The 21,883-nt window shown below is 66.3% G+C and carries 16 protein-coding genes; 11 read left to right on the plus strand and 5 right to left on the minus strand.

The window, feature by feature from the left end:
- Positions 1-28 precede the first annotated feature (28 nt).
- The 4 genes from AU198_RS22975 (at position 29) to AU198_RS22990 (ending at position 2,201) form a co-directional block, all read left to right on the plus strand.
- Positions 29-505, plus strand: coding sequence for an RNA polymerase sigma factor (locus AU198_RS22975; protein ID WP_064350880.1), 477 nt, complete (start codon positions 29-31; stop codon positions 503-505).
- Positions 502-1,095 carry a methylated-DNA--[protein]-cysteine S-methyltransferase gene (locus AU198_RS22980; protein WP_064350881.1) on the plus strand — a complete coding sequence of 198 codons (594 nt, stop codon included), beginning with the start codon at positions 502-504 and terminating at the stop codon, positions 1,093-1,095. Before AU198_RS22975 ends, AU198_RS22980 begins: the two co-directional genes overlap by 4 nt.
- Before the next feature lie 77 nt (positions 1,096-1,172).
- A complete protein-coding gene (locus AU198_RS22985) occupies positions 1,173-1,664 on the plus strand; it encodes a hypothetical protein (protein WP_064350882.1) in 492 nt (163 codons plus the stop codon).
- Between the two features lie 6 nt (positions 1,665-1,670).
- Entirely contained in the window at positions 1,671-2,201 is a 531-nt protein-coding gene (locus AU198_RS22990; RefSeq protein WP_064350883.1) for a GNAT family N-acetyltransferase, read from the plus strand.
- Positions 2,202-2,269: 68 nt separating this feature from the next.
- On the opposite strand, the gene zapE is transcribed toward AU198_RS22990, so the two are convergent.
- The gene (gene zapE / locus AU198_RS22995) at positions 2,270-3,289 is read right to left on the minus strand and encodes a cell division protein ZapE (RefSeq protein WP_064350884.1); all 1,020 of its coding nucleotides are present in this window, start codon (positions 3,287-3,289) and stop codon (positions 2,270-2,272) included.
- A gap of 34 nt (positions 3,290-3,323) precedes the next feature.
- On the opposite strand from zapE, the gene AU198_RS23000 reads away from it, so the two are divergent.
- From AU198_RS23000 to msrB, 6 genes are all read left to right on the plus strand, one after another.
- Positions 3,324-4,106: a pyrimidine reductase family protein gene (locus tag AU198_RS23000; RefSeq protein ID WP_064350982.1), complete on the plus strand. Its 783-nt coding sequence runs from the start codon at positions 3,324-3,326 to the stop codon at positions 4,104-4,106.
- Positions 4,107-4,131: 25 nt separating this feature from the next.
- Positions 4,132-5,697: an alpha/beta fold hydrolase gene (locus tag AU198_RS23005; RefSeq protein ID WP_064350885.1), complete on the plus strand. Its 1,566-nt coding sequence runs from the start codon at positions 4,132-4,134 to the stop codon at positions 5,695-5,697.
- 36 nt (positions 5,698-5,733) lie between these two features.
- Positions 5,734-7,041 carry an arabinofuranan 3-O-arabinosyltransferase gene (gene aftC / locus AU198_RS23010; protein WP_082691169.1) on the plus strand — a complete coding sequence of 436 codons (1,308 nt, stop codon included), beginning with the start codon at positions 5,734-5,736 and terminating at the stop codon, positions 7,039-7,041.
- Positions 7,042-7,174: 133 nt separating this feature from the next.
- Positions 7,175-8,242: a phosphotransferase gene (locus tag AU198_RS23015; protein ID WP_064350886.1), complete on the plus strand. Its 1,068-nt coding sequence runs from the start codon at positions 7,175-7,177 to the stop codon at positions 8,240-8,242.
- 2 nt (positions 8,243-8,244) lie between these two features.
- A complete protein-coding gene (locus AU198_RS23020; protein ID WP_064350887.1) occupies positions 8,245-17,244 on the plus strand; it encodes an adenylate/guanylate cyclase domain-containing protein in 9,000 nt (2,999 codons plus the stop codon).
- Positions 17,241-17,654 carry a peptide-methionine (R)-S-oxide reductase MsrB gene (msrB, locus tag AU198_RS23025; RefSeq protein ID WP_064350888.1) on the plus strand — a complete coding sequence of 138 codons (414 nt, stop codon included), beginning with the start codon at positions 17,241-17,243 and terminating at the stop codon, positions 17,652-17,654. The genes AU198_RS23020 and msrB overlap by 4 nt, the downstream gene beginning before the upstream one ends.
- 78 nt (positions 17,655-17,732) lie before the next feature.
- Here msrB and AU198_RS23030 read toward each other — a convergent pair whose 3' ends face one another.
- The 4 genes from AU198_RS23030 to hemE are packed head-to-tail and all read right to left on the minus strand — an operon-like array spanning position 17,733 to position 21,185.
- Positions 17,733-18,041 (minus strand): hypothetical protein, encoded by a 309-nt coding sequence (locus AU198_RS23030; RefSeq protein WP_231744760.1) that lies wholly within the window; start codon positions 18,039-18,041, stop codon positions 17,733-17,735.
- Positions 18,042-18,068: 27 nt separating this feature from the next.
- Positions 18,069-18,764 carry a hydrogen peroxide-dependent heme synthase gene (hemQ, locus tag AU198_RS23035; RefSeq protein WP_064350889.1) on the minus strand — a complete coding sequence of 232 codons (696 nt, stop codon included), beginning with the start codon at positions 18,762-18,764 and terminating at the stop codon, positions 18,069-18,071.
- Between the two features lie 4 nt (positions 18,765-18,768).
- The gene (locus AU198_RS23040) at positions 18,769-20,124 is read right to left on the minus strand and encodes a protoporphyrinogen oxidase (protein ID WP_064350890.1); all 1,356 of its coding nucleotides are present in this window, start codon (positions 20,122-20,124) and stop codon (positions 18,769-18,771) included.
- Positions 20,121-21,185 (minus strand): uroporphyrinogen decarboxylase, encoded by a 1,065-nt coding sequence (gene hemE / locus AU198_RS23045; RefSeq protein ID WP_064350891.1) that lies wholly within the window; start codon positions 21,183-21,185, stop codon positions 20,121-20,123. The genes AU198_RS23040 and hemE overlap by 4 nt, the downstream gene beginning before the upstream one ends.
- A 161-nt stretch (positions 21,186-21,346) precedes the next feature.
- On the opposite strand from hemE, the gene AU198_RS23050 reads away from it, so the two are divergent.
- A complete protein-coding gene (locus tag AU198_RS23050; RefSeq protein ID WP_231744765.1) occupies positions 21,347-21,883 on the plus strand; it encodes a DUF3000 domain-containing protein in 537 nt (178 codons plus the stop codon).

The following is a 21,883-nucleotide window of genomic DNA, read 5'->3' on the forward strand; positions in this document are numbered from 1 at the left end:
TGCCCTCCGACGTCTTCATGATGTGAGGGTGCGACCGTTCGAAGAGGTGGTAGCCGAGCACGGTCCGACCGTGCTGCGGGTCTGCCGCGCGGTCGTCGGACCCGTCGACGCCGAGGACGCCTGGTCGGAGACCTTCCTGTCCGCACTGCGCGCCTATCCGCAGTTGCCGGCCGACGCCAATGTCGAGGCGTGGCTCGTCACGATCGCGCACCGGCGCGCCCTCGACGTCGGCCGGGCCCGCTCCCGCAGACCCACGCCCACCGACTCGATGCCGGACCGGCCGTCACCGCGGGCAGACCCCGCGTCGCGCGACTCCGACCTGTGGGACGCCCTGGCGCGACTGCCCGCCAAGCAACGCCAAGCCGTCGCCTACCACCACATCGCAGGCCTGCCGTTCACCGAGATCGCCGGGCTGCTCGGCAACTCCCCCGACGCTGCCCGCCGCGCCGCGGCCGACGGCATCAAGACCCTGCGCAAGATCTACCGTGAGGACCAAAGCCGATGATCATCAAGATGTTTGATGAACTGACCCCCGACAGCGAAACTCTGGCCCGGTTGCACCGACGACTGGAACACACCGCCGACGATCAGGGCGTGCTCGACATCGCCTACCGCAGAATCGACAGCCCCGTCGGCCCTCTTCTGCTGGCCGCTACGCCGGTCGGGCTGGTCCGCATCGCGTTCAACATCGAGGGCCACGACGCGGTGCTCACCCGCCTGGCGGAGGCCGTCAGTCCGCGCATCCTCGAAGCTCCCGCCCGACTCGACACCGTCGCACGCCAACTCGGCGAGTACTTCGCCAAGCAACGCACCGCGTTCGACGTGCCAGTCGACCTACGGCTGGCCGCGGGTTTCCGGCGCAGCGTGATCGAACACCTCCGCGACATCGGCTATGGACAGCGCGCGAGCTACGCGAGCGTCGCCGCCGCCGTCGGCAACCCCCACGCGGTGCGGGCGGTGGGAAGCGCGTGCGCTCACAATCCCCTGCCCGTGGTGATTCCCTGCCATCGCGTCGTGCGCTCGGACGGCTCGCCTGGTCAGTACGTCGGCGGCCCGCAGGCCAAGTCGACGCTGCTGAGCCTCGAGGCCGCCTGAGGGACGGCGCCGCAGGGCTCTGGGCATCTGACCTGGAAGCGTCTGTAACAGGTTTCAGTTTGTGCGATCATTCGGGGATGCGTCGCTGGTTCGTGCTCCTCGTGGTCGCCATGGCGACTGCCGCCGGGATCGTCGCTGCGCCCGCGTCGGCGGTGACCGCCCCGATCGGCAGGCTCGGCGAGACGTTGCAGGTGAAGTTCAAGGGCTTGGTCGCCGACATCACCGTGCACAGCGTCGATCCGTCACCGATCCCGCCCGGCTTCGGCTATGCCCCGCGCCCCCCGCGTCAGCAGGTCTGGCGGGCCTGGGTGACCGTGCATTCCGTCCAGGTGCCCACGCCGTACGCCCAGTCGATCACCTACAGCTTCCGCGGCGTGACGCCGACGGGCGACAGCTACGAACCGCGAAACACCGACGCTCCCGACGCGCTGCAGGCTCAGCTGACCAACGCACCCGCCGGCTCCACGGTCAGCGGTGCAGTGTTCTGGGACTGCTACCGCGACCTGGTGTCCAATGTGGTGCTGCTCGACAAGATCACCGGCGAGCACCTGGCGCAGTGGAACGTGTAGTCGCCGTTGGGCATTGAGGTCACCGCGGCTGTCGAAGCCGACCTGCCCGAACTCGCCGACGTCGCCGCCCGCACGTTTCCGCTCGCCTGTCCCCCGGCGGTGACCCCCGACAACGTCGCGGCGTTCATCGAAGAGAACCTGTCGGAATCGCGCTTCCGCGACTACCTCGTCGACCCCGAGCGCGTGGTGCTCGTCGCGCGCACCGCTGCTTCAATCACCGGCTACGCCATGCTGATTCACGGTGTGCCTGATGATCCCGACGTCCAGCGCGCGGTCGAGCCCCGTCCGGCGATCGAGGTGTCGAAGATCTATGTGCTGCCCGAGCACCACGGCAGCGGTGTGGCGGCGGCGTTGATGCACGCGGCGCTACAGGAGGCCGAGGAAGCAGGTGCGGCGGTGGTGTGGCTGGGCGTCAACCAGCAGAACCGGCGCGCGCAGCGGTTCTATGCCAAGCACGGATTCGCGGTCAGCGGCACGAAGACGTTCCGGTTGGGCGCCGCTGTCGAGAACGACTACGTAATGGTGCGGACGCCTTAGCGGGGGCCGAGTGTGGGCTCGACGCACGTGTCGGGCGCGAAATACGTGCGGGTAACCCACGTTCGCGATCAAAGGGGGTGGCGCGACAACGCGAGCAACCGGGACGTCGCGCGCAGGTACTTCTTGCGGAATCCGCCCGCCAGCATCTCGTCGCTGAAGAGCGTGTCGAGCTTGGCGCCGGACGCCACGACCGGGATCCCCGCGTCATACAGCCGGTCGGTCAGCGACACCAGCCGCAGCGCCACATTCTGGTCGTCGACCGTGTGCACCCCGGTGAGGTAGACCGCCGCGACACCTTCGATCAACGTGAGGTAGCGCGAAGGGTGCATGGTGGCCAGATGCGCGCACAGCGCGTCGAAATCGTCGAGCGTCGCGCCCGGCGATCGCGCGGCACGCTCGCGGACCTCGGTGTCCGGCAGCGGCTCGGGAGCCGGCGGAAGGTCACGGTGGCGATAGTCCGGCCCGTCGATGCGCACCGTCTCGAAAATCGCTGCCAGAGTGTGGATCTCACGCAAGAAGTCCTGCGCTGCGAACCGGCCCTCCCCCAGTTGCTCGGGCAATGTGTTCGACGTGGCGGCCACCGACACCCCGCGCTCGACAAGCTGCGAGAGCAGCCGCGAGATCAGCGTCGTGTTGCCCGGGTCGTCGAGCTCGAACTCGTCGATGCACACCACCACGTAGTCGGCCAGCAATTCGATGCACTCGACGAACCCGAAAACGCTTGCCAGCTGGGTCAATTCGCCGAAAGTGGCGAACGCCTTCGGTTCCGGCAGCCGGTAGTACGACGAGGCCAGCAAGTGTGTCTTGCCGACGCCGAAGCCCCCGTCGAGATACAGGCCGACACCGGGCAGCGCCTCGCGGCGACCGAACAACTTCTTCTTGCCCGCGCGACGCTGCTGAGCCTGATCGCAGAACCGCGAACACTTGTCGACGGCCGCGGCCTGCGAAGGTTCGGCGGGATCGGGGATGTAGGTGTCGAAGCTGACGTCGGAGAACGTGGGCGGCGGCACGAGTTGGGCGATCAGCCGGTCCGGAGTGACGTCGGGGTGGCGGTCGACCAGATGCTGCACCGTGCCGGACCCGTCCATGCACGCACCCTATCGACGTGCTGCAATCATCTTCATGTCCGATACCGCCGCTGCGGCGCACTTCACAGTGCTCGGACCCGACGGCGCACGGATCGACGGCACCGACGGGCGGCTGGCCGACTTCTACGCCTACCCCGCCGACCTGGGCAGGTGTTGGGTGCGCGGCAACATGATTGCCAGCGTCGACGGCGGTGCGACGGCCGGCGGCAAGACCGCGGCGCTCGGAGGGGCCGGCGACCGCAGCGTCTTCGAGCAGATGCGCTACGCCGCCGACGTTATTCTCGTCGGCGCCGAAACCGTGCGCACCGAGAACTACTCCGGCGCGCAGGTGCCCGTCCCGCAGCGCGGCGCCCGGCAAGCGCGCGGGCAGGCGGAGGTGCCGCCGATCGCCGTCGTCACCCGATCCGGCGACCTCGACCCCGAGGCCCGGTTCTTCACCCGCACCGACGTGCCGCCGCTGATTCTGACCTGCACCGCCGCCTGCGACGCCACCCGCAAACGCCTCGGCGGGGTGGCTGAGGTGATCGACGCGTCGGGACCTCGGCCCGACGAGGTCGATGCGGTGACCGCGCTGCACGCGCTGGCCGAACGCAAGCTGTTGCGGGTTCTCACCGAGGGCGGCCCGCTGATCCTGAGCCTCCTGATCGAGAGCGATCTACTCGACGAGCTGTGTCTGACGGTGGCTCCGTTCCTGGTCGGCGGCAAGGCGCCGCGCATCGCATCCGGTCCCGGCGAGGTGCTGACGCGCATGCGCCCGGCGCATGTGCTGACCGACGACGACGGCTATCTCTACACCCGCTACGTGCGGCTGAGCTGAGTCACACATCAGTACTGTGGTCGGCATGCATCGGCGTGGTCAGCTGGTTCGGCTTGTCAGTCTGGCGACCGTCGTGGCGTTCGTCGCGGCGTGTTCACCGGGCCTTGCCGCCAATCCCCGCTTCGCCACCGACTCCGGGGCGGGTCCTCAGGGCGAGCCCCAAACGACCAACCCCGCCGAGGGCCCGCCGGCCATCGAGGCACCGAAGAACGACCTGGCTTGGCGGGACTGCACCTCGCGGGTGTTCAGCGACGCCGCCGTGCCCGCCGTCGCGGGTGTGACGCTGGACTGCGCCACCTACGACGCCGACCTCGACCCGATCAACGGCGCATCGGGTTCGCTCAGCATCGGCGTGGTGCGCGCCCGCGGCTCACAGACTCCTCAGGACGCCGGGCCCCTGGTGATGACCACCGGTTCGGACCTGCCGTCGTCACTGCAGTTGCCGGTGTGGTTGTCGCGCGCGGGCACCGACGTGCTCAACAGTCACCCGATCGTCGCCGTCGACCGCCGCGGCATGGGCATGTCCGGCGCACTGGACTGCCGCGACCTGTTCGACCGCCAGGAGATGCTCGACCAGGCACAGTTCCAGTCCGGCGACGACCCGGTGGCGAACCTGGGGGCCATCGTGCAGACCGCGACAACCAGCTGCACAGACACCATCGCCCCCGGCGATTCGGCTTACGACAACTCTCACGCCGCGGAGGACCTCGAGCGGCTGCGCAGCACCTGGGACGTGCCCACCCTCGCACTGCTGGGCGTCGGCAACGGCGCGCAGGTGGCACTCGCGTACGCCGGGTCGCACCCCAACAAGGTCGCGCGCCTGGTGCTCGATTCCCCGCTGCCGCTGGGTATCGCCGCCGAAGCGGCGATGGAGCAACGGGTCAAGGGCGAGCAGGCCGCCTTGGACGCCTGGGCCGCGCAGTGCGCCGCGACCAACTGCGCGTTGGGCCCGGATCCGAAGGGAGCGGTCGACGCGCTGCTGTCGGCCGCACGTCAGGGTCGCGGACCCAACGGCGCTGCCGTCGCGACCGTGGCCAACGCGATCTCGACCGCGCTGGCCTACCCCCGCGGCGACCGCATCGACTCGAGTAATGCGCTGGCAGCCGCGATCGCGGCCGCGCAATCGGGGGACCCCGCGCCGTTCACCGAGCTGATCACGCGGGCCGAGAGCCTGCGTAACACCGACGGCCAGTTCGTCAACGGTTGCAGCGACTCGCTGAACCGGCCCACCCCCGACCGGGTGCGCGAACTGGTCGTCGCCTGGAACAAGCTGTATCCGCAGTTCGGCACGGTGGGCGCGCTGAACCTGGTCGACTGTCTGAACTGGCCGAGCGGTTCGACCCCCCAGCAGCCGGAGAACCTCAAGATCCCCGTGCTGCTGTTGGGCACCCAGAACGATCCGATCGTCGGCAACGAGGGCGTGGCCGCGGTCGCGGCCACGGTGATCAACGCCGGGTCGGCCAACAGGCGGGTGATGTGGCAGGGCATCGGGCACGGGGCCTCGATCTACTCACCGTGTGCGCTGCCGCCGGTCCTGGGTTACCTCGACAGCGGCGACCTGCCGGACACCGATACGTTCTGCCCTGCCTGACGCCTGACCTCGACTGCGGTCGGGTACCGTGCGGTCGTGCGCGATCTTGTGGCCAGTTCGTTGACGACGCCCTTCCGGCCCCGAACCTCCCCGCCCAGCGTTGCGTCGGTGTTGAAGGTGATCCTGTGGCCGCTGGCGATCCTGTTCATCATTCATCGCAGCTACGTGCTGGCGACCAACGGCTACATCACCGACGACTACGGACCCGTCTACCGGGCGGTCGTCAATTTCAAGATGGGCTGGGACATCTACAACGAGCACTTCAACCACGTCGACCCGCACTATCTGTATCCGCCGGGCGGGACGTTGTTGATGGCGCCGTTCGGCTACCTTCCCGTCGACGCATCGCGGTACTGGTTCATCTTCTTCAACACGGTGGCGATCGTGTTGGCCGCCTATTTTCTGGTGCGGCTCTTCGGTTACGGCTTCCGCTCGGTCGCACTGCCCGCCCTGCTGGCAGCGATGTTCTGCACCGAAAGCGTGATCAACACACTGGTTTTCGGCAACATCAACGGCTGCATCCTGCTGGCGGAGGTGCTGTTCTTCCGCTGGCTGCTTGACGGTAAGCGCAACCATCAATGGTTGGCGGGTGTCGCGATCGGGTTGACGTTGGTGGTCAAACCGCTTCTGGCGCCACTGTTGTTGCTGCCGCTGCTGAATCGCCAGTGGCGCGCGGTGGTGGCCGCGATCGCGGTGCCGGTGGTTTTCAACGCCGCCGCATGGCCGTTGATCAGCGACCCGATGAACTTCGTCACCCGGACGGTGCCCTACATCCTCACCACACGCGACTACTTCAACAGCTCGATCGCCGGTAACGGCATCTACTACGGTCTGCCGACGTGGCTGATTCTGTTGTTGCGCATCGCCTTTGCGGTGATCGCGGTGATTTCGCTGTGGCTGCTGTACAAGTACTACCGGACCCGCGACCCGCTGTTCTGGATGGCGACGTCCTCGGGCGTGCTGCTGATCACCTCGTTCCTGGTGCTGTCGCTGGGGCAGGGCTACTACTCGATGATGTTGTTCCCGTTCCTGATGACGGTGGTGCTGCCGAACTCGGTGCTGCGCAATTGGCCTGCGTGGCTGGCGATCTACGGATTCATGAGCGCCGACCGCTGGCTGCTCGGACACTGGCCGACGACGGGGCGGTTCCTCGAGTACATGAAGTTCACCTACGGGTGGGGTCTGATGCTCGTGGTCGTCTTCTCCGTGCTGTACTTCCGCTATCTGGACGCCAAGGCGGAGGGCCGACTCGATGACGGGATCGACCCGACGTGGCTGAAGAAGCCGTCGGACCCGGACGCTTCGACGGAACCGGCGCGGCCTGTCGCGCCGCCGATCAGCTGACGCGTTTACGGCTCCGACAGTATTTGCCAACGCAAGGTCCTGGCTCCGGTTTGAGGCCCTATACCAGTGCTGACGCGCCTCTGATCTCGTACGATTGATTCGCTCACGGGGGTGGTCTACAGGGGAGGCAAAAATGCCGAGAATCCCGGTAGATCCGCAGTCCATCACGGCGGAATGGTTGAGCGAGGTTCTCGACGCTGACGTGCGGGTCTGCAAGCTCGAGCAGATTGGCATCGGCTACGGGGTGCTCGGCCGGCTGTACCGTGCCCGTCTCATCGGGGGACCTGGCGTCCCGGAATCTGTAGTCGTGAAGCTCCCGACGCTGGACAGCACGACCCGGACGAACTTGTGCGAAGATCTCGATCTCTACCTGAGCGAAGTCCGGTTCTACCAGGAGATCGGCGTCGACAATCCGTTGCCGCCAGCGCACCCGTACTATGCCGCCATCAACGAGTCGACCCACGATTTCGTCCTCGTCTTGGAAGACCTGGGTCGACTCCGCAACGCAGATCAGACCGTGGGGTGTACCGCCGCGGACGCCGAGATCGTCGTCGAAGCTATCGCCCGCCATCACATGCATTGGTGGGAGAGCGCTCGACTTGGGTCGCTGCCCTGGCTGAAGACCTACACGACTCCCCCGTATCCCGCAGTTCTTGCCGACAACTACGAGGCCGCATGGCCGAAGTTTCTCGATTACTTAGGCGCGGAGGTCTCCGCAGTAATGCGTGCTTACGGTGACCGATTTCAGACGCTGATCCCCTGGTTTGCGCACGAGATCTCGCGCCCGCCGCACACCTTCTTGCACGGCGACCTGCGACTGGACCAGTTGTTCTTCGCCGTCGGTCCCGATGATCCGCCACTGAAGGCATTGGATTGGCAAGTCGCGTCGCAAGGCCGAGCCGCCTACGACGTGGCTTACTTCCTCAGTCAGAGCTTGACTCCAGACACTCGGCGCGGTTGCGAGAACCAGTTGGTCGAAAAGTATGCCACTCGACTGGCGGCACACGGAATTGACTACTCCACAGACGAATTCTGGTACGACTACCGACTCACCACCGCGTGGTGTTTCCTCTACCCCGTCATGGTCGCCGGACGGGTCAACGTTGCGAACGACCGCCAACTGGAACTGGCGCGCACCATGTTCAACCGTGCCGCCGCTGCGATCGAGGACCACGGCTGCTTGGCTCTGAGGCCCGACTGACCATGGCCGAGAGCGGCCGCACCTGCGCTTCCTGCGGGTCGGCGAACGAGGAGGACGCCCGCTTCTGCGAAGGCTGCGGCGCTTCACTGACCCGAGTTTGTGCGGCCTGTGGACTGGGGGCTAGCGCGACCGCGCGGTTCTGCCGCGGGTGCGGTACGCCGCTCGATGTCACTGTGGCGCAGGATATTCCGGTCACAGCTCCGGTGCGCAAGACGGTAACGGTGATGTTCGCCGACCTAGCCGGCTCGACCACCTTCGAGGAGCGGGTCGACGCCGAAACGGCACGCGAGGTGATCCGCCGCTATCACGGCCTCCTGCGCTCGACGGTGGAGCGCCATCGGGCGGGCGTCACCAAGTACATCGGCGACGGGTTCATGGCCGTATGGGGCGTTCCCGAGATCGGTGCCGACGACGCCGCACACGCCGTCGACACCGCGGTCGAGCTGCAGGAGCGCTTCGTCGAACTCGCCGCCGGGGTCGCCGAAGCCCACGGCGTGGAGCTTGCCCTGCGAGTCGCCGTGAACACGGGTGAGGTGGTCGTCGGGGCCGATGACGCAGACATCGTCGGCGACGCGCTCAACGTCGGTGCCCGCCTGGAATCCGAGTGCCCACGGGGACGCGTCGTGGTGGGTGAGGAAACCTGGCGGGCCACGCGCGGTCGGTACGCCTACGAATCCCGGGGGCAGGTTCAGGTCAAGGGCCGAACCGCTCCCGTGGCGGTGTACCAGTGGCTGGGTCGCGAGTCGGAATCCGCAGACTCCGCGCCGTTCGTCGGCCGGTCTGACGAGATCCGACGGCTGCAGGCAGTTCTTGACGAGGCCCAGGCGTCGCGAGCAGCAAGACTGGTGACCGTCATCGGCGACCCTGGGGTCGGCAAGAGTCGGCTGGCGACGGAATTTATGGCGAGCCAAGAGGATACCCCAGTTCTCTACGCTCGATGCACTGTCGAGGTGACCGTCGCTCTCGCACCGCTCGTTGAACTCTTGCGCGCCCGTGATCTCGAAACTGAGCTTCCCGCAGGGGTGGCGGAGCGGGACCGCCTTCTTCGTGACCTCAACGGCCTGACGGCGGGCGTCCCGGGCTCTGTAGAAGAGAACTTTTGGGCGTTGCGCCGATTCGTCGAAGTGCTGGCGTGGGACGGTCCAGTTGTCCTGGTACTCGACGACATTCAATGGGCCGACACCTTGTTGCTGGATTTCATCGAGCACATGGTGGAGTGGGCACAGGAGGCGCCGGTTGTAATCCTGGCACTCGCCCGGCCCGAGCTGCGGGAGATCAGGCCCGACCTGGTGACCGTCAGCCGGTGGGTATCTGAGGCGGTCCACCTCGATGGTCTCGACGCTGAAGCGACGGCAGAGCTCGCCGCGAAGGTGCTCGGCGCCAGCGCGCTGCCGAACGAGCTTCTGCGGCGCCTGCCCGCGTCCACTGGAGGCAATCCCCTGTTCGTGCGGGAACTGATCGGAATGCTTGCGTACGACGGAGTTCTGGTTGAGCAGCCGGGTGAGTGGCGATTGACGATCGATGTCGACGCCATCGCCATCCCGCCGACGATTCACGCGCTACTCGCCTCGAGGTTGGAACGACTGGAACCTGCCGATCGGCGTGTCCTTGAAATCGCATCGGTGATCGGTGGCGACTTTTCGCTCGGCGCTGTACAGGCACTCGCCGACGGAGATAAGGCAATCATCTTGTCTTGCAATCGACTTCGTCGACTCGAACTCGTGCAGCCGAGCGGCACGTATGTCGGCGATGAGCCGGTCTGGCGTTTCCATCACGTGCTGATTCGGGACGTCGCTTACCGTCGCCTGTTGAAGTCCGACCGTGCCGAGTTGCATGAGCGTCTCGCGGAGTGGATGCAAGCCGGCGGCTCGAGCGTGGCGTTCGACCCGGACGAGATGGTTGCCCGGCATCTGGAAGCCGCACACATGTATCGACAAGAACTAGGTCTGCTCGACGAGCGCACGGGCGACCTTGCGGTGAAGGCGGCTCGTCACTACGCAGCGTCGGCCCGCCGTGCGCTCGACCGTGATGAGCTGGTCTCCGCAGGTGCCCAGGCAGCTCGCGGCGCGGCGCTGGGGGTTGCGGATGCAGCGGTACGCGCCGAGCTACTGCTCATCGGTTGCGAAGCCTTCCTCTCCGCGGGAGACGTCGCAGCCGGTGCGCCACTTGTCGACGACCTCGACCGCATCGCCGGCGACACGCTGGCGCCGTGGGCGACCTGCTACCGGAGTCAGTTCGTGATCTACACCGACCCCGAGCGATTGCTGGAGATCGAGGCCCGGCTTCAGGACGCCATCGACGAATTTACCCGCCGCGCAGATCCCGCAGGACTGGCCAAGGCGCACCGGGTGCGTGCATCCGCGAGGTTCCGGCTCGGCCGAGTCGGCGACGGTGAAGTCGACCTGTTCGAGGCGCTCATCGCGGCACGGCATAGCGGGGACCACCGGCAGATCACCGCGGCGCTGGGCGCGGCGCCAGGTGCAGCGCTCTGGGGGCCGAGCCCCGTGCCCAAGGCCGGCGGCCGGTGCCTCGATGTGGTCCGGATGCAGCGGATGACGACAGCCGCGCCCTCACTGGAGGCGACGTCGCTTCGGCATTTGGCGGTGTTGGAACTGCTGCGAGGACGACCTGACAAAGCGCGCACGATGCTTGCCGACGCTCGCCAGATCGTAGAAGACCTCGGCTTGCGCCATGGGCTGATGGAGACTGAGCTGTTCGCTGGGTTCATCGAACTGATGGAAGGCGACCCGGTCGCTGCTGAGCCGCATTTCCGCACCGCAGTAGAGGGGTTGGACGCGCTCGGCGCCGGTGCCGACGCGGGGCAGGCAGCGGCGTTGCTCACGAGATCGGTCCTCGCGCAGGGACGGATCGATGACGCCGATCGGTACGCCAGCGAGAGTGAGCAGCTTGCCGGGCGCAATCTGAAGACGGCCGTCGCCTGGCGCGCGGTGCGGGCCGAGATCCTGTCAACCCTGGGCCGGCATCCCGAGGCTGCCGCGATGGCAAGCGACGCGGTCGCAGTTGCCGCCGAGACGGACCTCGTACTCGATCACGCCGAGGCGTGCCTTGCGTTGAGCAGGGTTCTTAATGCTTCTGGAGATATCAACGGGGCGAACGCTGCTCGGGCTGACGCCGAGTCGCTGTACGCCGCGAAAGAGGTGGCAAGAGCAACTGTCCGGGCGGGTCCGACTTCCGCGGCACCTCCGGGTCATCCCGCGTCAACCCCGGTACCATCACGGCTGGCGGTCACTAATCAGTCGTGCGAGTTCCTACCAGCATTCATCGGTGCCCTGCACGCCCAGGATGTCGACGGCGCGGTCGCGGCATTCTCGGATCGGTTCGTCTACGACGATCGTCGACGGCTCGGCGGCGACCCCATCCTCGGCCTCTACGCGATGCGTCGTGCGATCGAGCGCATTTTCGGCCAGTACAACCGATTCGAGTTTCGTGTCCTAGCGGTTCGTGGTCAGCGATTGAACCTCTTGTGGAGTCGCTGGTCTGACCACGACGGAAACGAGACGACCACTCTCTACGTGAACCAGACCGACGACGACGGACGCATCGAGTACCACGGCCGCTTCGACGAAGACGACTTCGAAAGCGCCTACCGCGAACTCGAACGCCGCTATTACACCGGAGAGGGCTCGGCATTCGCCGAACATGGTCTTGCAGCCAGCGAAGCACCGATTGCCCTGAACCAAGGCGCTTTTGACCGGTTGATCGGCGAGCTATGCGTCGCGGACATGCAGGTCGAGAACAGGTCGCGTTCTGCATTCCCTCATCGTTCGGCGGGCGACCTACGCGCCACCTTCGGTGAATTGGATTCACTGCTCGCCTCGTCCCGCACGTGGATGTCAGCGGTGTGCTGGTTGTCGCCGGCTTGGAGCATCACCCGCCTGGAACGCGAGGGGATCGGCCAAGACGGCGAGTTGTATACGTGGACACGCGTCATTGTGGCCGCACACCGCGACGGGCGAATTGCATCGATGTGCGAGTTCGACCTTGAGGACGAGGACGCGGCGTTCGCCTACGCAGACAAGCGCGTGCGGGCGGCCACCAGCCGACTCGCGGTCACCAACCAGGCCTGCGAGAGAGTTGAAATCGGCTGGCGGGCACTGCAAACACAAAATATCGACAACATCGCCAACTCCTACGCGGATCAGTTCGTCTATGACGATCGCCGGCGGCTGACCGGGGACCCGATCGAGGGCGCGGCTGCCTTACAGGCAGCTTCTGTGCGCCTACTCGAGCAGTATCCCCACGTCGTGTGGCGCACCCTGGCCGTTCGAGGTGAGCGGCTGGAGTTGCGCTGGAGTCGGGTCTCGGACGAGGCGGGGAACGAGACATCACACCTTCACGTCTTCCAAATCGATGAGCAGAAACTGATCGCGTATCACGGCCGCTTCGACGAGGACGACTTCGAGGGCGCGTACCGCGAGCTCGAAAGGCGCTACTACGCAGGCGAAGGCTCGGCATATGCTCAGGCGGGCACCACAGTTACCGAGTGGGCGCTCGCCTTGACCCGGGCCGATCTCGACACATTGTTCGACGAGATTCTCGCCCCAGACCTCCGCGTCGTGAATCGATCGCGGTCAGCCTTCCCAGATCGTTCTGCGCGTGAATATCGCACCACTCTGGAGGAACTCGCTGCCAGGGTGGAGTCGGCACGATCGTGGGTCGCGGCCGTGCAGTGGTTGTCGCCGACTTACGCCGTACTTCGCTGTGAACGGGATGCGTTGGGAAGAGACGGCGAGCACTTCGCGTGGTCCTATGTCATCGTGCTCGAGGTGCGCAACGGGCGGATTACGTCGATGTACGAGTTCGACGACGAAGAACCAGCATTCGCCTACGCCGAGGAACGGGTGCGGCCGACAAGCCGGCTTGCGGTCAGCAACCGGGCCAGCGAAGTCGGCGAAGCCGTACGGCGGGCGATGCAGGATCACGATGTCGACGCCGCCGCTGCGCTGCATTCGGATCGGTTCGTGTACGACGACCGGCGGCACCTCACCGGTGACCCGCTCTACGCAGGTGCCGGCGTCCGCGCAGCCTTCGAGCGGGTCTTTGCGCAGTACACGAAGTTCGAGACGGGCACCCTGGCGGTGCGTGGCGAAAACTTGGTGCTGGGCTGGGGCCGATGGGCCAATGATGCGGGTTTCGAGACAACGCACCTCTCGGTCATCGAGGTCAGTGACGACGGGCGGATCGAGTATCACGGCCGCTTTGACGAGGACGACTTCGAGATCGCCTACCGCGAGCTCGAAAGGCGCTACTACGCGGGAGAAGCCGCGGAGTTCGCCGAGGCGGGTTCCCTGGGAGCAGAATATGTGGCGGCGTTGAATCAGGGCAACATCGACCGGCTGTTCAGCGAGCTCACAGATCCCGGGATGCAACTCGAGAACCGATCTCGCTCCGCGTTACCTGATCGTTCGATCACGCAATTTCGCGCCAGTCTCGAGGAATTGAACGAACTGGTCGCCTCGGCTCGGACGTGGAACTCCGCGATGTGCTGGCTGGCGCCCACTCTGACCGTCTTTCGCCAGGAGCGCGAGGCGGTGGGGCGAGACGGGGAAAGCTATGCGTGGACGCGGCTCATGGTTTGCGAAATCCACGACGGCCGAATGGCGCATGTGTGTGAGTTCGATGTCGACGACGAGAACGCGGCATTCGCGTATGCCGAGGAGCGGATGCGAGCGATTACCAGCCGACTCGCGGTGACGAATCGTTCGTGTCAGACAGTGCACGCCGTCCACGCGGCGCTGCGCATACATGATGTCGACGGAATCATGCGGTGGATGTCTGATGCGCTCGTGTACGACGACCGTCGACAACTCAGCGGTGCTCTCATTAGTAGTGTTGCCGGATTCCGAACCGCATTCGAACGAATCCTCGCGCGATACAGCATATTTGAGATGCGTATTCTGGCGGTCAGAGGCGACCGCCTCAATCTCCACTGGACTCGTTGGTCCGACAACGCCGGAAATGAGACGGCCTACTTGCACGTGGTGGAGATTGACAATGACGGCCGCCAAGCCTACGAAGGCCGCTTCGATGAAGGCGATTTTGAGAACGCATACCTCGAGCTCGAAAGGCGATATTACGCCTTCGAAGGCGCTGCCTTCGCTGAGTCTGGGTCGGTCCTGACCGACTGGGTTGCCGCGGTGAACCTCAAAGAATTCGACCGCGCATTCGGCGAGCTGGTCTCTCCGCGGCTGCACATCGAAAATCGTTCTCGGGCCCCATTTCCCAACCGCTCAGCAGCGGAGGCTCGCGCGGCATTCGAGAGTTTGACCACTGAGGTCGCATCCGTGCGCCTGTTGGTCTCCGTTGTGTGCTGGCTGTCGCCGACGCTGTTGGTGCTCCGCACCGATCGCGACGCCGCAGGGCCAGACGGTGAGTACTATGCCTGGACATGGCTGAGCGTGACCGAGATCCGCGAAGGTCAAGTGTCATCGATCTGCACTTTCGACGTTGACGACGAGGACTCGGCATTCGCCTACGCGGAGGAGACGATGCGGGCCACCGCGAGCCGGCTATCTGTCGACAACAGGGCCACCCGAACGCGCTACGCGTTGGGAGAGGCATTGCGCGCAGGCGACGCCGAGTGCGCCGCACGTCTATTCACTGAGGACTACATCTACGACGATCAATGGGCGATCGGAGGCGATCCGCCCGACAGCGTCCGCACGGCATGCGAGCGAATCCTTCAGCAATACACGGCCTTTGAGGGTAATACCTTGGCGGTGCGCGGCGACTCACTGCAGCTTTCGCGCACTCGTTGGTCCAACGATGCAGGCTACGAAACTCGCTATCTGCATGTGCTCGAAGTCGACGACGACGGACGCATCGGTTACTACGGTCGCTTCGGCGAGAACGATTTCGAAGGCGCCTACCGCGAACTTGAGCGACGGTTTTACGCTGGCGAGGGCTCGGCGTTCGCCGGTGCGGGTCGCGTGACAACAGAGTTCGCGATCACAGTTAGCCAGGGCGATCTCGATCGCTTGTTCGGTGACCTCATCACGCCCGACTTCCACGTCGAGAACCGGTCGCGCTCCGCCCTCACTGATCGTTCGGCAGCAGAGTTTCGGGACGGTGTCGAGCAGCTGATGACGATGGTCGAGTCGGCGCGCACGTGGAATTCGGCGGTGTGCTGGCTGTCCCCGACCTGTGCCGTCGGCCGAAATGAGCGCGAGGCCATCGGACGAGACGGTGAGCGCTATGCATGGAGCGACCTCGAAGTCTTCGTGATCCGCGATGGGCGGATTGCGGCCGCTTGCATGTTCGAGGTCGAAGACGAGGAGGCGGCCTTCGCCTACGCAGAGGAGCTGGTTCGTGCGACAGCCAGTCGGTTGGCGGTGACGAATCGGGCAGCCAGGACCTCTGAGCGTCTCTGGCGGGCATTGCATGCGCGGGAGATCGACGCCGCTGTCGCACTTTTCGCGGATTCGTTTGTCTACGATGATCACCGGCGCCTGAGCGGAAATCCCCTCGGAGATACCCGTGCTGCGCTTGAACGACTCCTCGAGGATTACTCGTCATTCGAGTGCCGCACCCTGGCGGTGCGCGGTGAATCTTTGAATCTCGGCCTGTTGCATTGGTCGAATGAGGAGGGTTTCGAGGTTCGCTATCTAATGGTCCACGAGGTCGACCATGCTGGATGCATCATCTATCACGGCCGCTTCGATGAGGACGACTTCCAAGGCGCCTACCGCGAACTCGACCGGCGCTATTACGCGAACGAGGGTGCGGCGTTCGCAGACGCGGGTGACACTCAGACGGAGTGGCTGGTCGCCCTGAATCGCGGCGATCTCGATCGGTTGTTCGGCGAATTGACCGCACCCGATTTGCGATTTGAGATGCGCTCCAGCTCACCATTCCCGGAGCCTTCAACCGCCAGCGCTCGCGCCGCGATCGAGGATTTCACGGCATCCGTCTCTTCATCGCGTACATGGCACTCCCAGATGTGCTGGGTTTCACCGACGTGTTGTGTCTGCCGCAATGAGCGCGAGGCCGTCGGTCTCGACGGCGAACCGTATGCGTGGTCCCGCCTCAGCGTTGTGGAGTTCCGGGGCGGACGCATGACGTCGGAGTGTGAGTTCGACGTCGACGACGAGGAAGCCGCGTTCGCCTACGCGGAGGAGCGCGCTCATACCGTTCACAGCCGACTCGCGCTGACCAACAGATCTTGCGACACGGTCACCGCCCTGCAGAACGCCCTGTGCGCCCGAGATGTTGAGGGTGGTACCGGCTGCTACGCATACCCGTGTGAGTACGACGATCGGCGCCGGCTCGGCGGAGATCGCGTTCGGAGTGCCGCAGGGTTGCGGCTTGCGGGTGAACGGATCTTGGCCCAGTACAACCACTTCGAATGGCGCACTCTTGCGGTTCGGGGGAATCTGCTGAGCATGCACTCCAGCGTCTGGTCGGACGACTCCGGCAACGAAACGTCCTATCTACATGTCTACGAGGTCGACCACACTGGACATTTCACCTACGAGGGCCGCTTCGACGAAGACGACTTCGAAAGCGCCTACCGAGAACTCACGCGCCGGTACTGTGCAGGCGAGGGTGCGGCCGTCGCTGACGGGGCAGCGCACAACGCGGAGTTTTTGATCAGCATCAACCGACGTGCCTGGGACCGGGCCTTCAACGAGTTCACTGATCCGGATATGTATGCCGTGAGCCGATCACGTTCCGGTTTCCCGGACCGCTCGGTCGCTGAGTTGCGCGCCAGCTACGAGGATCTGTGTGCGATGGTCGATCGGGTTCGTTCTTGGCACTCGGCGGAGTATTGGTTGTCGCCTTCGATCGCGGTTATCCGCCACGAACGCGAGGCCACAGGGCGCGACGGCGAGCGATATACGTGGACCCGGATCATCGTGGGCGAGCAACGCGACGGTCGGACCACCCATCTGTGCGAGTTCGACGTCGACGACGAGGACGCCGCCTTCGCCTACGCAGACCAGCTGGTTCGTCGTCCAGGCACTAGTAGCGTGGAGACATGACCACACCGGCTCCCAAACTGCAGCTGACCGATGACGAGTGGCGCAAGAAGCTGACCCCGGAGGAGTTCCACGTCCTGCGCGAGGCCGGCACCGAGCGCCCCTTCACCGGCGAGTACACCGACACCAAAACCGAGGGCATCTACGAGTGCCGCGCCTGCGGCGCCGAGCTGTTCCGCAGCACCGAGAAGTTCGAGTCGCACTGCGGCTGGCCGTCGTTCTTCGATCCGGCCGACTCCGACGCCGTCATCCTGCGGTCTGACGACTCGCTGGGTATGCATCGTGTCGAGGTGCTCTGCGCCAACTGCCACAGCCACCTCGGCCACGTGTTCGAGGGCGAGGGCTACCCCACTCCGACCGATCAGCGCTACTGCATCAACTCGATCTCGCTGCGGCTCAAGCCGACCTCCTGACGCGAAATTGCATTCCAGCAGGGCTTCACTCGAAAAAGTTCTGCTGGAATGCCATTTCGGCGCGCAGGCGCAGAGAAGCTATGCCGGGTAGACGGCGAACTCGGCGCGGTCTTCGGTGTCGGCGACGCATTGGAACAGCAGCGGCGCCGTCATCGCGTTACCCGAGTAACACGTGAACGGGCCGATGACCTGGTACTTGTCGCCGTTCAGGTTGTACTGGACGGCGTAGTCAGACGCCGTGATGCAGTCGATGTCACCGGCCGTGATTTCGATGACCTGACCGAAGCGCGGTGCGCACCGCTCGCTGTCCGGGGCCTGCGCGAAGCCGGGGGGAGCCGCGACGAGAGCACCGATCCACAGAGCAGCAGCGAGCAGTACAGTCCTCATCGGTCAATGATGACCGAGCGACGCCGGTTACGGCAGGCGATCGATCAACTGCTCCGCGCTGATACGCGGGCCGGTGAAGAACGGCGTCTCCTCGCGCACATGCCGCCGCGCATCCGTGGCGCGCAGGTCCCGCATCAGGTCGACGATGCGGTGCAGTTCCGGCGCCTCGAACGCCAGGATCCACTCGTAGTCGCCCAGCGCGAACGCCGGAACGGTGTTGGCCCGCACGTCCTTGTAGCCGCGCGCCGCCATGCCGTGTTCGGAGAGCATGCGACGGCGCTCCTCGTCGGGCAGCAGATACCAGTCCAGCGACCGCACGAACGGATACACGCAGATGTAGTTCCCCGGCTCCTCGCCCGCCAGGAACGCCGGGATGTGGCTCTTGTTGAACTCCGCGGGGCGGTGCAACGCGACGTTGCTCCACACCGGATTGCTGGCGCGACCCAGCGCGGTGGTGCGACGGAAGTCGGCGTAGGTGGCCTGCAGCGCCTCGACGTTGTCGGCGTGGGTCCAGATCATGAAGTCGGCATCGGCGCGCATCCCGGCGATGTCGTACAGACCGCGCACCACGACGCCGCGCTCCTCCTGCTGCTTGAGGAACGTCGCGGTCTCGTCGACGACCGCGCCGCGCTCCTCTCCCAGTTCCCCGGGCCGCACGGCGAACACCGAGAACATCAGGTAGCGGAGGGTGGAGTTGAGCGCGTCGTAGTCGAGCTTGGCCATGGCTCTATCGTGCCACGCGCGTGGTGACCAGCGACGCGACCGCCCTGGTGGCAGCCGACACACACGCCGGAACACCGATGCCGTCGAGGAACCCACCCGCCACCGCTATCGTCGGCGGCAGCCCCGAGCGCAGTTCGGCCACTAGCGCGCCGTGACCGGGTCCGTATTGCGGCATCGCGTCGATCCACCGCTGCACGTGGTAGTCGACCGGCTCCGTCCTGACCCCGAAGAGGGTGGCGAGATCCTCGGCCGCCCAGTCGAGCAGCTGATCGTCGCCTACGCTGCGGGCCAGGTTGTCGCCGAACCTCCCGAACGAGAGCCGGACCAACTCGACGCTGCCGCGCTGACCCCACTTGCGCGACGTCAGCGTGACCGCTTTCGACCACAGGCGTTCGCCGCCGGCCACCAACACCCCGGACTGCTGCGGCAGCGGCGTACCGCCCGGCAGCGCCAACGCGACCAACGCCGTCGACGCCACCGGGATCCGCCGGGCCGCGGCGGCGCTCCGGGGAGCCACTTCCGCGACCAGCCGCGCCAACCGAGGTGCCGGCACCGCGAGCACCGCCGCGTCGGCGTGGTGGCGGACACCTTCGTCGTCGACGAGTTCCCAGCCTCGCGCGCCGCGGTGCAGCCCTTCGATCGTGACCTGCCTCCACTGCGCGCCGGCGCGCCGAACGACCTCGTCGACCAGCACCCGGTAGCCGCCGTCTACGGCGCCGAACACCGACCCGGTGACCGGCGGCGGCGCGGCGTCGCGGACGGCCTCGGTGAGGTTTCTCGCGCCGCGGTCGAGGGCGACAGCCAGCGTCGGCACCGCCGAACGGACCCCGATCGTCGCCGCGTTGCCCGCGTAGACGCCGGCCAGTAGTGGTTCGACCGAGCGGGTGACCACCTGCTCACCGAACCGGTCGCCGACCAGCTCGGCAACGGACGGGTCAGCACCCGGGCGCCACGCGAACGGGCGGTTGGGTTCGCCGTGCATCCAGGCGATCGTCGCGTCGTCCACCAGCCCGGCCAGCGCCGACGGCTGCGCCGGTATCCCCTGCAGCGTGCCCGCGGGAAGCGGATGCAGCCTGGCCTGGCTGTAGATCAGCGGGCGCGCGCCGGTCGTGCCGATCTGTCGGTTCGCCAGGCCCACCTCTGCCAGCAACGCGGGGACTTCGGGTCGTCGCGCGACGAACGCCTCGGCGCCGACGTCCATCGGTTGGCCACCGATCCGCTCGGTGCGCAGCACGCCACCGAGCCGGTCGGCGGGGTCGAACAGCGTGATCGTCGCGTCGGGACCCGCCGCGACACGCAGCCGATACGCGGCGACGAGACCCGAAATCCCTCCGCCGACAACGCAATACGATGCGCTCACAGCGAATGCACCAATGCCACCACTTCGGTGATGACCTCGGGATCGGTGGCCGGGAGCACGCCGTGCCCGAGGTTGAACACATGCCCGGCGGCACCCGCGTCTATAGCCCGCCTGCCGTCGTCGACGACCGCCCGCGCCGCGCGTTCGGCCACCGGCAGGCCGGCCAGCAACACCACCGGGTCCAGGTTGCCCTGCAACGCCGTCCCCGGGACCACCCGGGCGGCGGCGTCGGACAGCGACGTGCGCCAGTCGACCCCGACCACGGCCGGGGCGCCATGCCCGGACGCCGCCTGTGACATCGCGCCCAGCAACTCGGCGGTCCCGACGCCGAAGTGGGTCATCGGCACTCCGGCGGCGGCCAGCGTCGCGAACACCCGGGTGCTGTGCGGCAGTACGTAGCTGCGGTAATCGGCCAGCGACAGCGTCCCGGCCCACGAGTCGAACACCTGAATCGCATCAACACCGGCGTCCACCTGAACCTGCAGGAACGCGATCGTCACGTCGGTCAGCGCGGTCATCAACGCGTGCCAGGTGTTGGGCTCGCCGAGCATCATCGCCTTGGTCCGCTCGTGGTTACGGCTCGGCCCGCCCTCGACCAAGTAGGACGCCAGCGTGAACGGCGCGCCCGCGAAGCCGATCAGCGGCACGTCGCCGAGCTCGGACACCAACGACCCGACGGCCTCGGCGACCGGCGCCACCTGGCCACGCTCGAGCGGTCTCATGGCGGCGACGTCGGCGACGGTGCGAATCGGGTGTTCGATCACCGGGCCGACGTCGGGAACGATGTCAAGGGCGATGCCCGAGGCCCGCAACGGCACCACGATGTCGGAGAACAGGATCGCGGCGTCGACGCCGTGCCTGCGGATCGGCTGCAGGGTGATCTCGGTGATCAGCTCGGCGTCGAAGCAGGCCTGCATCATCGTGTTCTTCGCCCGCAACGCGCGGTACTCGGGCAGCGAACGGCCCGCCTGCCGCATGAACCACACCGGCGCGCGGCCGGGTTTGCGGCCGCTGGCGGCGGCCAAATAGGGCGAGTCGGGCAGCTCACGGCGCGTGTTCATCGCTCTCAATGCTGCCATGCGACCGCGCGACCCCCGCCTGGCCTCGACCGGACCGGCGCCCGCCAAGATCGGCGCGCCACGCGCACAGACCTGCCCGAATGGGCTAGCGTCACGTCGTGACCACCGCCGAACCGGCTCAGTTCCGCGAAGCGGTGGCGGCGATGAATGCCACCACCGTCCGACCGGAGATCGAGCTCGGCCCGATCCGCCCGCCGCAGCGGCTGGCGCCGTTCAGCTATGCGCTGGGCGCCGAGGTCCGCCATCCCGAGACGGCGATCGTGCCGGAACGCTCCGACGGTGACGCATTCGGCCGCCTGATCCTGCTGCACGACCCCGAGGGCGCCGACGCCTGGGACGGCACCATGCGGCTGGTCGCCTACATTCAGGCCGATCTGGACTCCAGCGAAGCCGTCGACCCGCTACTGCCCGAGGTCGCGTGGAGTTGGCTCGTCGACGCCCTTGGGGAACGCGACGAGCACGTCACCGCCCTGGGCGGCACCGTCACCGCCACCACCTCGGTGCGCTACGGCGACATCTCCGGCCCGCCCCGGGCCCACCAGTTGGAGCTGCGTGCCTCATGGACGGCGACGACGCTCGAGTTGGGTCCCCACGTCGAGGCGTTCTGTGAGGTGCTCGAGCACGCCGCCGGGCTGCCGCCGCAGGGCGTCACCGACCTCGGCTCCCGTACCCGCGCTTGA

Source organism: Mycobacterium sp. GA-1199 (assembly GCF_001500045.1).
Lineage (GTDB): Bacteria > Actinomycetota > Actinomycetes > Mycobacteriales > Mycobacteriaceae > Mycobacterium.